The 11,582-nt window shown below is 59.6% G+C and carries 11 protein-coding genes; 9 read left to right on the plus strand and 2 right to left on the minus strand.

The window, feature by feature from the left end:
• Window positions 1-54: 54 nt before the first annotated feature.
• Window positions 55-453, minus strand: coding sequence for a hypothetical protein (locus tag VIR62_RS04330; protein WP_431869000.1), 399 nt, complete (start codon window positions 451-453; stop codon window positions 55-57).
• 495 nt (window positions 454-948) lie between these two features.
• Between VIR62_RS04330 and VIR62_RS04335 the strand changes: the two genes are divergently transcribed.
• The 5 genes from VIR62_RS04335 to VIR62_RS04355 are packed head-to-tail and all read left to right on the plus strand — an operon-like array spanning window position 949 to window position 7,957.
• Window positions 949-1,986: a phosphoribosyltransferase-like protein gene (locus VIR62_RS04335; protein ID WP_431869002.1), complete on the plus strand. Its 1,038-nt coding sequence runs from the start codon at window positions 949-951 to the stop codon at window positions 1,984-1,986.
• Window position 1,987: 1 nt separating this feature from the next.
• The gene (locus VIR62_RS04340) at window positions 1,988-3,892 is read left to right on the plus strand and encodes a hypothetical protein (protein ID WP_431869004.1); all 1,905 of its coding nucleotides are present in this window, start codon (window positions 1,988-1,990) and stop codon (window positions 3,890-3,892) included.
• Complete coding sequence (locus VIR62_RS04345) at window positions 3,892-5,004, plus strand: hypothetical protein (protein ID WP_431869005.1); 1,113 nt, start codon at window positions 3,892-3,894, stop codon at window positions 5,002-5,004. The genes VIR62_RS04340 and VIR62_RS04345 overlap by 1 nt, the downstream gene beginning before the upstream one ends.
• Window positions 5,005-5,058: 54 nt before the next feature.
• Window positions 5,059-7,035 carry an HAD hydrolase family protein gene (locus VIR62_RS04350; RefSeq protein WP_431869007.1) on the plus strand — a complete coding sequence of 659 codons (1,977 nt, stop codon included), beginning with the start codon at window positions 5,059-5,061 and terminating at the stop codon, window positions 7,033-7,035.
• Window positions 7,019-7,957: a PfkB family carbohydrate kinase gene (locus tag VIR62_RS04355; RefSeq protein WP_431869009.1), complete on the plus strand. Its 939-nt coding sequence runs from the start codon at window positions 7,019-7,021 to the stop codon at window positions 7,955-7,957. The genes VIR62_RS04350 and VIR62_RS04355 overlap by 17 nt, the downstream gene beginning before the upstream one ends.
• A gap of 8 nt (window positions 7,958-7,965) precedes the next feature.
• Here VIR62_RS04355 and VIR62_RS04360 read toward each other — a convergent pair whose 3' ends face one another.
• Entirely contained in the window at window positions 7,966-8,460 is a 495-nt protein-coding gene (locus VIR62_RS04360) for an NADAR family protein (RefSeq protein WP_431869010.1), read from the minus strand.
• Window positions 8,461-8,508: 48 nt separating this feature from the next.
• On the opposite strand from VIR62_RS04360, the gene VIR62_RS04365 reads away from it, so the two are divergent.
• The 4 genes from VIR62_RS04365 (at window position 8,509) to VIR62_RS04380 (ending at window position 11,571) form a co-directional block, all read left to right on the plus strand.
• Window positions 8,509-8,853: a hypothetical protein gene (locus VIR62_RS04365; protein ID WP_431869012.1), complete on the plus strand. Its 345-nt coding sequence runs from the start codon at window positions 8,509-8,511 to the stop codon at window positions 8,851-8,853.
• A gap of 239 nt (window positions 8,854-9,092) precedes the next feature.
• On the plus strand, window positions 9,093-9,395 hold the full coding sequence (locus tag VIR62_RS04370) for a helix-turn-helix domain-containing protein (RefSeq protein ID WP_431869013.1): 303 nt from the start codon (window positions 9,093-9,095) through the stop codon (window positions 9,393-9,395).
• The gene (locus VIR62_RS04375; RefSeq protein ID WP_431869015.1) at window positions 9,392-10,663 is read left to right on the plus strand and encodes a type II toxin-antitoxin system HipA family toxin; all 1,272 of its coding nucleotides are present in this window, start codon (window positions 9,392-9,394) and stop codon (window positions 10,661-10,663) included. Before VIR62_RS04370 ends, VIR62_RS04375 begins: the two co-directional genes overlap by 4 nt.
• A 575-nt stretch (window positions 10,664-11,238) precedes the next feature.
• Complete coding sequence (locus VIR62_RS04380) at window positions 11,239-11,571, plus strand: copper-binding protein (protein WP_431869017.1); 333 nt, start codon at window positions 11,239-11,241, stop codon at window positions 11,569-11,571.
• The last annotated feature ends 11 nt before the right edge of the window (window positions 11,572-11,582 follow it).

Genomic DNA, 11,582 nt, shown 5'->3' on the forward strand with positions numbered 1-11,582 from the left:
AGAGCCTGACGTGAAAGGATCGCGATGAAGGGTGAAGGTGCAGATTGCCCGTTATTACCTCTCATCTTCGGACCAAGCACCCTCGGGGAATCCACCTCCCTCTAGCTTCGCTACAAGGGTCTTTACTTGAAGCATTCCGTCGTGGGTTGCAGCAGCTTCGTAGATCGTGAGGCCGCCAAGGGCGGCATACGGCAGCCCCATCACGCGAGTGGCATTGTCATAATCGCCATTGAAAAGGTGATCGGCGATATGCTCTCGAAGGTGATCCCGACGTATGTCCGCGCCCGCCGGCCCACGCATTGTCTCCTGCAATTCCTTATCAAATCCGGCGACATCTCCCGCGAGCAATTTGGAGATTGCGTCTCCTTTCACGTCGTCTGCCGACTTCTCCTTCCCTCCCATGGTGCCTCCGAGCAACAACCAGCGCCGATCAATCGGGACGGCATTCCGCACGCGGACTCCGCGAAGTCCGCGCCTAGTTTTGCCGGATAGCGCCCGCTCCGTCCATCATGCCGAACGACCATTCCGCAGAACTGACACGATTTGACATCGAACCGGCTTTTTTTTCGATGGCGAAATCGCTGTTTCCGCTCAACGGCCGTTCGGCTGCACATTGCAATCGGCCGAGAGCTCAGGAATTGCGACGCCCCGCCGCCGGGATTTACCAGGGGTGGCGCGATCGTCGCAAAGCTGCCGAGCAGCACGAATGGCGCTAACAAGCCAGGTTGCCCGCCTCCTGCCGTGGCGCACGCAGCTGAGCTTGCGCGTAACGGGAGGGGCGCTAAGGTGCAGGTCTCCCGAAGGCGCGCGACTACGCCGCCTCCCTCCGATCTGATGCAATGGGCTTAGTTACGACCAATGAACCGACTTGGCCTCACCCTGATATCGGAAATCATGGGGTGGACCGATGGTGGCGTAGCAACCCGTGAATACGATTGGCTGCGCCTTATGGCGACCACAAAATACGACGGCTATAGCGACTTTCGTGCTGGCTCCCGCTTCATAGAGAATCTCGCCACTTGGCTGAAGCAGTTCGATCCAGGGGACCGGCAGATAGCCTATGATTTCATCAAGAACCGCCTCGTCTACATCTCGGCTTCGGAAATGCAGCGCATCATCGAAGCCTTCGTGCCGGAGACTGTCACACCTTATCTGCGCCGCTTGGCCGCCGACCAGGTCGGCATTGCGCCACACGAAGTTTGGGGCAACAGCACGGGCGCCGAAGCCTTTCGAAAGCTGCTGCGTCGCTGCCTTTTCGTGGGCCTGAGCGACGGCGCCCGGATCGATATCCTCCGTCGCGCGAACGCTGGCCGACTCTCGCAAGAGCAGATCGTCCCCATGATGAATGTCGACAAAAAGAAGTGGGAGGATCTCGGGGAAACGCTCCGCAAGGAAGAGGGCGAGGACGCCACCTTTGATCACATATATCTGATCGACGATTTTACCGCCTCCGGAACAACATTCATCCGTCAGGTGGACGGCGAATGGAAGGGAAAGCTCAAAAAGTTCAATGCGGTCGTTGTCGAAGCGAGAAAGGCCGCTGAAGCGGATGGAGTCCCCTTCCCTATCGCCAAGAATTATTCCGTCCACATCCATCACTACGTCTCGACCAACCAAGCACGAGTCGCCCTCGTGAATCGTATCAAGATCGCCGACCAAGAGTGGTCGGAAAAGGATTACGGCGCCATCGACATCAGCGAGGGACTGCTCTTGCCGCCGTCGCTGCGCATGCGGCCCAACACCGACGGCCCGATGCTCGCCCTCTGCGACAAATATTACGACCACGACCTCTATATCCGTCTTAAGAAGCATTGCGACGAGGCCGATCAGACAGACATGAAGCGGGGCTATGCCAAATGCGCGTTGCCTCTCGTCCTCGAGCATAACACGCCCAATAACAGCATTCCGCTCCTCTGGGCCGAGACGAAGGGCAAGGAAGGGCCGCCCATGCGTCCCCTTTTCCGGCGCCGGGACAGGCACGGCTAAGATGGCTAACCCTTTCCTGCGCAGGGCAACTGAATATATTCGCGACGACGCCGCCTTTCTCGCAGTCGTCAGCCCGCAGCCGCTCACTACCTTCCTGACCCGGCACCCGCGCCGGGACGATCTTTTTAATCTGCCCGTTCGCATCCTCGGGGCGCCCGGCAGCGGCAAGACCATGCTCGCGACGCTTGCTGAATTCCGGCTTATTGAAACGATATTACGGGACCAGACAAACGATACGAACCGTGAGCTTGCGGGTGCCCTCGCTGGCGCGGGATTTCTTCAAGACGGGTGCCCCCGTATCGCGGCTGTGCGCGTCCCCATGGAGTCAGAATATCGCGATTTTTGGGAACTGCCCTACGAGGACAACATCAAGACAAAGCTTGCGCTCTGGCTCGTGCAAGCGCGAACGATGCTCGCTCTGATAAGGAGCCTAACCGCCGGAGGAGCCCGCGAGCTAGACAGCATCCGATTCATCGCCCGAGACGCATCCGAGGCGCAGCTGGAGCAGATAGGCGGCCTCACTGCCAGGGGCATTCGTGACCGCGCGCTTGAGGTCCAAAAAGCAATCTATTCTGTTGGCGCCAGCCTTCTGCCACCCAAGCTCGCGCACCTGCCTCCAGAGGCGACGGAGCCATACCAGCCATTCGAAAGCATTCGCGAAATAGAAATCGACTGGATGGGTGAGCGCCACATCGTGTCGCCCTTAGCCATGCTCGACGACGTCCACGCCCTTCATCCCGATCAGTTCGAGCAGATGTTCGGAGCCCTCGCCAGACGTGAAATGAGGTTCGGTCGCTGGATGATGATGCGCCTTGATGCGCTGAGCCCCGGCGCAGTCTTCCGTTCGGCCGAAAGCCTCGAAACCCACAATCTCAAACCCGACCGCGATTTCATCAATGTGTTCATGCAAGGCCACGATGATCGAAACGCTGAGCGCCGGCAGTTTCGAACTATCGCCACCGACATGGCGAACCGATACCTTCCATTGGTCCCCGCGCTTCGAAGTCGCGGACAGACGCCGTTCTCCAGGCTCATCCCAACAGAGCCACCCCGCCTCACCCATGCGAAGCTGCGCGACCTTGCCGCGTCGGTGGATCGCGTCCAACGAAAGCTTGAGATAACCAAAGCTCGGCGAGAAAATATTGAGCAGCTGATCTCCACCCACCTTTCCGGCACCACGTCTGGTGACAAGGAGCCAGAGGTCGCTCTGGCAATGGCCCGTATCCTCATGCACCGCTACAGCAATCGGGTCGCCGGGATGGAACTCTCGCTATTCGAAGACTTTGATCCCGAGCCGAGGACACCTCTAAAAGCAGACGCCGGTGTAGCGGAGGGCGCGAGGCTTCACCTCAACGAGGAATTTGGGCGCCCTCTCCACTACGGTCTCGATAACCTTTGCGACGCCAGCAATGAGAATGCGGAGCTCTTCCTTCAGCTCGCCGGCGCGCTCGTCGCCCGCATGGAAACAAAAGCCATCCGTGGCCAATCTCCTGTCTTGCCACCCGCCGACCAACAGGCCGTGCTTACCGAAAAAGCCAAGGAGATCATGACAGGCTGGGCCTTCCCATTTGCACGGCACGTGCGCAACTTGGTCGACGGCATCGGAAGAGACTGTAGAGAGGTGTCCCTCGCTGAAAATGCACGCCTCGCTGCAGGGGCTAATGCCATCGGTGTTCCAGAAGCCGAGATTGAAGCCCTCCTCGATTCCGACGACGAACTGGCGTTAGTGCTCAAATATGCGATCGCTCATAAGGCCATAGAGATCCAGCGCGACTACGGCCAAGGCGGTAAACAATGGTGCCTGATCGAACTGAGCGGCATCGTCTGCCTGGCCCATGGCCTCACCCTGAGGCGTGGCGGCTTTCTCGAGCGCAATCTCGCCTACATCAGAGAGATGGCGGCATAATGGCCCGCGCGCACTGGGAAAACGCCATCGCTCATTACGACGAGGCCGTTCACACGTTCGTCAATGAGTATTTCGGCGGAACCGAACGCCGATGCCTCCTCGTCGCAGCGGCGGGGTTTGACCCACGGTCGAGACGCATTGCGGAAATTCTTGCCAGCGCCCTCGGAAATCGCCTCCAGGCTTTGTTCATCAGAGAAGAGCGAGGCAAGCCAGATGCCAGTCTTGTTGCCGCCGCTGACGAAAATGAAAACCAGCTCAAAGCCTTGGTGCCCGGCTGCCAGGTGGTCAAAATCGATGTGTTCGGGGACGACGACGCTCCGGTCGGAGGCGCCCGGATCGCGAAGGCCTGGGCTTCGTTCGGGATCGCGCCCGAGATCACCGACGTGGTTTTGGACATGACCGCCTTGTCCATCGGGATCGGATATCCTGCAGCCAAGCTCCTCCTTGAGCATTGTGAGGATAAGGAAGGCTTAGCATTCCACATCATGATTGCATCGAACCCAGAGCTCGATGACAAGATTACCAGCGAGCCAGGGGGCCGCCCTATGGCGGTGAAAGGCTTCACCGGCGCCGACACCTCGGCGAGTTCTCTAGACGTCGCACGGGTTTGGATTCCTCACCTGGCGAGAGGCAAAGCGGCTGCGCTGAACGAAATCGGCACCTCAGTAGGCGAGTGCTACAAAATCTGCCCGGTGCTACCATTTCCAGCGAGGGATCCACGTCGGGCCGATGCTCTCATTGCTGAATTCCGGAGCGCCATGGTCGATGAATGGCAGATCGACCCGCGCGACATCGTGTACGCCTCCGAGCGCAACCCCCTTGACTGCTATCGGACGCTGTCGACGCTCGCCGCCCGTTATCGACAGGCCGTTACCGACGTTTTCGCACCGTCGATCGTTATCTCACCGATTGGCAGCAAGGTGATGGCTGCAGGTGCGTTCATGGCAGCCTTGGAGCACAACCTGACGGTGCAATATATCGAGACCGTTCGCTACGACTTTGATCCTTCAACTCGTGAGGATGAAGAGGCGCCAGAAAACCTCGTGCACCTCCTGCTATCCGGCCCGGATTACGGCGACTATGGCAAGGCACTGGAAGACAGTGATGGATGAAGACGGCCTCCATGCGGATGTCCTCGACACACTCCTCTCTTTGCTGACCACACGATGACGCGCTTCGGCGAAAAGATAGGGGAACTGCCACAAACCCTGGATTTAGTGTTGGCCACCGACCTGTCGTCACTCGCCCAGGCCATAGGACGGACGACGACAGCGAAGAGTGTCATTGCCGTCGGCTCGGGCGGCTCCGCCATAGCGGCCACCTACTTTGCAAGATGCCGCGAAACCCTCTTCGGTGCATCGACAGAGACCATGACCCCGATGGACGTCGTGGTGGGCGTCGGCGACCTCCAGGATACGGACGTCTGGTTATTCAGCGCCGGCGCCGACAATCCGGACTTCCGAGCAGCCCTACACGCCGCTCGGGTCCGGCGAGCGAAGCGTATCAACCTTGTTACACGCCGACAGGACGCTGTCGAAGTGCTAGGCCTCGGCGGATCCGCAAACGTCGCCGTGCACGTTATTCCTGTCGCCAACGAGAAAGACAGTTTCCTCGCCACTCATTCACTGGTGAGTTCTGTGTCCGCGCTGCTGCTTGCTTCGAACATGACCTCAACCGATCCGGTCGAGAGTCTCGCTGATTCTTTTCAATCGGCCGCTATGGCCCAGCTTGATACGGTCAGCCGGCGACGCGCGGCGGAGTTGTTCTCCAACGTTCGCACGGAAGACACGCTTCTCATCATCGCAGACCCGCAACTCGCACCAGCCACGGCGCTCATCGAAACATCGCTTTGGGAAGCGGCCATCTGCACGGTCCAGCAAACGGATTTCCGAAATTTCGCCCACGGTCGCCACTCATGGCTGCACCACCGCCCTCATCATACCGTCGTGCTGGCGCTCACGGGCCATGACACGGCGGAACTTTGGGACCAGTACCAGCGCCTCCTCCCGCCCGAGATACGACAGATCACGATGGACTTTGGCAACTGCGGTCGCTTTCAGAACGCCGTTGGCATAATGCGAGGGCTCGTCTGGATCGAAGCCATGGGACGGGCTGTAGGCATTGACCCCGGAAAGCCAGGAATCGGGGAATTCGGTCGATCCCTCTACGGGGAAGCCTCGCTTGAGCAGCTTTCGGGAAAGCTCGGGCCTGCAGTGCGCCAGAAGCGTCGCGCGAGGCTCGAGCGGGACGATCCAGCATGCGGCGATGCAGGAATTCACGCAGCGGATCGCGAGCGCCTTGAACGCCTCGCGGCCGCCTCGATAGGCGGCATTGTCTTCGACTATGACGGGACTATTGTCCCAACGGATCAGCGTGAAACCGCGCCAGACCAAGAGCTGGTCGAAGAGCTAAAGCGTCTGCATCTGTTGGGCGTTCGCCTCGCTATAGCCACCGGTCGCGGCGGCTCGGCCGGCGAGAAGCTACGCGAAGTGCTGCCACCGGACATGCAGCAGCACGTCATCATGGGCTATTACAACGGCGGATACATCAAAAGCCTGGATGTCGACATTCGCTTGGAGCCGCCGCCGGTGACGCCGGAAATGAAGGAAACGGCAGCTTGGCTCACCAGCAGAAGCGATCTATTCATTGAGCCGGTGTCGGGGGAGAACAGCCGGGTGCAGATCACGATCCAGCTAGACAATATCCCTGACTTGCAGAGGTTTAATCACGAGATCGCCACGTGCGACTCTGTCAGATCAGGAGCCGTGCGAGTCACTCGCTCCGGCCACAGTGTCGATCTCATCCTCGCCCGAACGTCGAAAACGAACGTTGCCGAACGTCTGTCGGAAGGACTCGGGGCCGACATCGTCGTTCTAAGGGTCGGCGACCAAGGATCGCGAGTCGGCAACGATAACGAGCTTCTCACGCATCCCTACGGCGTCAGCGTCAACGAGGTTTGCGGCCGCGACGATGGCTGTTGGTCGCTCTTTGGAGCCGATCTAACCGGTCCGGATGCGCTACTGCGTCTCCTTAAGGCGATGAAACCCGATCTTCACGGGAATGTTCGTATCGATATTGAGGCGCTCCAGTTGGACGCCGACCCGAAAACGAGTACAAACAGAGAACATGCTTTGCGAGTCTGACCTTCTCGACGTGGACGTTGTTGGCACGGGCTTCACCGTGCTCGATCGTATATACGCGGACGGCGATTTCGCGGCAGAGGAGCTTGGCGGTTCCTGCGGCAACGTCCTGGTCTCGCTTGCGATGCTGCGCCGACAAGTCGCGCCGCTGCTTGCGCTGGGCATGGACGACATCGGAACTCGCTTGGTGGAGGAGTTCAGGCGGGCCGGCGCCGACACTCGCTTCATCCGACGGCGCTGGGATATCCTATCTCCGATCATCGCGCAGGAACTCGATACGGCATCCGGCCAGCACAGTTTCAGCTTCACCTGTCTGGAGACGAAGGCCGAGTTTCCCCGCTATCAACCGATCGACGATCTGGAAGTCGCATCGGCCGCATCGGCACTCGCCGCGTGCTCAGTCTTTTATGCGGACCGTCTCTCAAGCGGCATTCTGCGTGCAATGGAGGACGCGCACCTGGCAGGGGCGATTATCTATTTCGAGCCGTCTAACGTGCATGATGAGCTCTTCGACGACGCGCTCGAGCTTGCTGCTATCATAAAATATTCTTCTGACAGGCTCGGCCCCGAGCTGGACTACAAAATCGGCCAGAGCTCAGCGGTCGCGATCGTGACCCACGGTGCTGATGGCCTTGAGGTAAGACACGGACCGAAATCCGTCTGGTGCGAAGCCGTTTCCACCGCCCATGTCACGGATACATGCGGATCGGGTGATATGGTGAGCGTCGGCCTAATTGACTGGTTGCTTAATCGCCATGACCGCAGACAGACGCTGCAGATCGAAGACATGATCAACGGCGTGATCGCCGGTCAGCACCTCGCGGCTGCAAACTGCGGTTTTGCAGGCGCGAGAGGCCTCTTCCGGCAAAAGGGAGCTGCTTACGCTCGTCACGTGCTGAAGCACGGCGTTCACAGCCGCTGGTAAGCGGTTCGCTACTCGGCAGCGACGAGATAGGGCTCCGCGTCTTCTGAATTTGCCCGAAGTTCAGCGCGAATTTCCATGAGAAGCGTGCCCAACATGTTCCTGCCGACGCCGTTGACCTCGCCCCAGAGACGGTTGACCTCATTGTCGACCGTAGCAGACTCCACGAGCCTCGCGTCCCCGGTCGAGAGGAGCAACTCGCGCAGATCTTCGTGCTGTTCAAATTTGGCTCGCAGCACGTCGCGCATCCGGTCGAATTTCGTGGTCGACCAGCCCGGCGCCACATCCCAGTAGTAGAGTCCGTGCGCGGCCATCGCGAGCAAAGCTGGCGACGGTGCGCTCATTAGCCACTCGCGCACCTCCGGCTTCCTCGCCTTTCCCGCCTGATACGCGTGCTCGCTCGTCGGGAAAGTCTCCCCCTCGAAGACGACCGATCGCCGATAGAGGTTGCTGAAAGCGCCATAAGGCTTCTCGCTCGCTCGATAAAAACGGATTTCGTCAGCCACGCACGCTCTCCCTTGCAAATTCGCAATAGTTGTTACATGCAAATATGCATGAAAGCAACCGCTGAACAGCTTGCCAGCCTTAAGGTGAGAATTGCTGAAGCTGATGCGCGCGAAGGCCTGTCTCGCGCAGAAATCGGCCGATTATCGAAGGTGCACCCGAGCCAAGTGGGACGGATCTGCAGCGGCGAATTCAAGACGATCAGCAACAACGTCGTGCAAGTTTGCAAAGTGCTCGGGTTAAATCTCGAGACCGTGACAGCGCCGGCAACGAAGGCCGATGCCTCTTGGTCGAGGCTCGAAGCGAGCGTTCGGGGGATCTGGGACAACACTCCGGAAGGCGCAGAGAAGATTGCGAGGATGCTCGACACAATCGGACAGCTCAGGGCCGGCTGAGCGTGAGGCGGTCGGAGAGCTACTCGTGGAAGGCACACGAACCCTTCGTGGAAAATGAGACGAAAAGTGACTAGATTAGGTGACGAAACGGCTCTGCGTCCGTGCTTCTGGAGAATTCTAGAGATGAACCATAGTTGGCGCGCGGACTCCCAGTCCCTCAAGCGACCGCTCCGCTATGCGCTCGGGGCGACGGGTCATTGGCTGAGAACTGTGCTTCACGCCTCTCTCAGGATCGAGCGATGAACGAACTCTACGGTGCTTTCGCAGCCAGCAAGCCGGATGCGGCGTCGCTCGGTCGCCGTGCGGCAGAGCTACGCACTCAGCTGGAGAGGACAGCCGAAGATGTCGCGCGTCAGGTGGGCGTCCCCGTTTCCGAACTCCTACGCTTCGAACACACGGGAGAAGCGAGCGTAGAGCTCCTAATGGGGCTCCTTGAAGCGCTCACGCCCGGAGGTGATTTGGACCACGCGTTTGAGACGCCGCGCTTCGCCAGCATCAAGGAAGTCATTGCTTACGAGCAGCGACGAATGGCCCGCCGGTGAAGGAATGGACGCCCGTACTCCAGGTTGAGGTCGGCTTCGACTTCGGGGAAGGCTATCGCAAACTGGGCGATGCAGCCGCCACCGGCTCATACGTATTCTTTGAATTTGATACCGACTTTCTGGCTGGCGGTGTCAATCCCTCCCCCTTTCGTCTCAAGTTTGAGGGCGGTCCGCAGCGTGGCTCTGAGCAGTTAGGCGGGTTACCCGGCCTTCTTGACGACTCGCTACCCGATGGCTGGTCGAAGCTTGTCCTGGACCGTTTCATCCGTAGCCAAGGGTACAGCCCAGACGCCCTGCGCCCTCTCGATCGGATCGCTCTTGTCGGCACCGCAGGCCCCGGTGCGATCACCTACCAAAGCCCGATCACCCTACCCTTCACAGCTCCTGAAGTAGACTTTGATACTGCGGCGGATCTCGTCAGCAACGCTGACACGGACGAGGACGTTGACCGTCTAAACGCAGCCATGGCCCTCGCCGGCTCACTCGGAGGCGCCCGTCCAAAAGCTCATGTCTGGCTCTCGAACGGCAGGATTACCACCCGCCAGGCACCCGGGGCTCGCCAGTGGATTATCAAGTTCCCGGCCAAGACCGACCATCCCGAAGCCGGCGCGGTCGAGTTCGCCTATTCGTTGATGGCTCGGGCAGCGGGAATAGTCGTGCCCAGTACGGCGCTCCTCCCTTCCGCCCATAGCCCCGGATACTTCGCAGTGGAGCGCTTCGACCGCACTCAAACTGGAGGGCGTATCCACGTCCATTCTCTCGGGGGCCTCCTCCACGCCAGTTGCCGAGTGCCCTCACTCGGATACGAGGAGCTCTTGAGGGTGACGGGTGCCTTAGCCGGCGCGGAGGCCCTTGAGCAGCAGGTCCGGAGAATGGCCTTCAATGTGTTCGCTCGGAACAGAGATGATCATGTAAAGAATCATGCTTTTCTCATGGGTTCCGACGGAAAATGGCAAACAGCACCTGCTTTCGATCTCACCTACTGGGATGCTCGCGAACACGAGATGATCGTGGGATCTGAAGGCGCCGCCCCAAAGCTCGACCACATGCTCCAGGTGACCAGAGCTGTCCGAATGGAAGATGAGCAGGCCACCTGCATTATCAGTGAGGTCGAAGCGGTCGTGCGCGAGTGGCCTTCCTTTGCCAAGCAAGCCTCCGTCTCAAACGCACGGACCAAGGAAATCGGCGAAGCAATCCAAGCAGGGTTGCCCGATTTCGACATCTTGGCCTTTGCCGCATGCCAGCAATCTCAGGGGAAAAGTCGATAGGCCTCTTCGTATCTCTGAGTGCCTACGACGAAAGTCGCGGTTGAATCGCTTGCCTTGTTCAAAGCTCTGACGCACTCGAAATAGACGTTGACAGAGCCGCGTGCTGGCATAGTCTTATGGCGTGCCGAAGCTCATCTTGGCAATTTTGATCGCGCTGTCCTTCATTGGCGCCCCTGCTACAGCTGTGGCAGCTCCCACCAGTTCGTGCACGATGGGCGATTCCATGAACGATGACGCCCATCATTCGAAGATGGATTGCTGCACGCCGGCATGTGCCGTCTCCTGTCCTCCGGCTGTGGTGCCAAAGGGTGATATCCCCGCGCCCGATGACCATGTCGACTCCGCGTCCCTCTGGGTGCCCGCGAACAAAACTCTTCCGTCGGTCAGTCCGGCCGGTCTCGATCCACCTCCAAAATCCTTGCGCGCCTGATTTCGTAGAGCTCGGCTGCCGATGCAGCTGCGCGTCCATGGTGAGCTGTTGGTTCGCCTGGAAATCAGTCTCACGCGGTATTCCACAGCGGAGCTGCGCCTGAACGAGCAGCGTCGACCATTCCGCGTCGAACGAGGAAAATTTGATGAGGAAAATCTATCTCGCCGGTGCCGCCGCGCTGCTCGCCAGCGTCGCGGCCTGCGGCCAGCAACCTACCGCCACGTCCGAGCAATCCGGTGCCACGCAGGCACCATCCGATGCCATTTATTCTGCAGCGGGCTCAGTTACCGCCGTCTCTGGTGAGGGCGTAACGATCTCCCACGGCCCGGTGCCGGACCTGCAGTGGCCCGCGATGACGATGGAGTTCCGGGCGCCCAGCCCGGACATGCTCGCCACCGTCGCGGCCGGAGATCAGGTGTCCTTCGCCTTTCGCGAGGCCGATGGCGGCTATGTTCTGACGTCACTGACCAAGAACTGAGGACGAGGCGG

Origin of the sequence: Allosphingosinicella sp., from assembly GCF_036570505.1 — a bacterium.
Taxonomy (GTDB): Bacteria; Pseudomonadota; Alphaproteobacteria; order Sphingomonadales; family Sphingomonadaceae; genus Allosphingosinicella.

Bases quoted from the DNA above. Each gene is read 5' to 3' on its own strand.
- VIR62_RS04355 (WP_431869009.1), top strand. From the start codon at position 7,019: ATGCTTTGCGAGTCTGACCTTCTCGACGTGGACGTTGTTGGCACGGGC.
- VIR62_RS04380 (WP_431869017.1), top strand. From the start codon at position 11,239: ATGAGGAAAATCTATCTCGCCGGTGCCGCCGCGCTGCTCGCCAGCGTC.
- VIR62_RS04365 (WP_431869012.1), top strand. From the start codon at position 8,509: ATGAAAGCAACCGCTGAACAGCTTGCCAGCCTTAAGGTGAGAATTGCT.
- VIR62_RS04350 (WP_431869007.1), top strand. From the start codon at position 5,059: ATGACGCGCTTCGGCGAAAAGATAGGGGAACTGCCACAAACCCTGGAT.
- VIR62_RS04335 (WP_431869002.1), top strand. From the start codon at position 949: ATGGCGACCACAAAATACGACGGCTATAGCGACTTTCGTGCTGGCTCC.
- VIR62_RS04345 (WP_431869005.1), top strand. From the start codon at position 3,892: ATGGCCCGCGCGCACTGGGAAAACGCCATCGCTCATTACGACGAGGCC.
- VIR62_RS04340 (WP_431869004.1), top strand. From the start codon at position 1,988: ATGGCTAACCCTTTCCTGCGCAGGGCAACTGAATATATTCGCGACGAC.
- VIR62_RS04370 (WP_431869013.1), top strand. From the start codon at position 9,093: ATGAACGAACTCTACGGTGCTTTCGCAGCCAGCAAGCCGGATGCGGCG.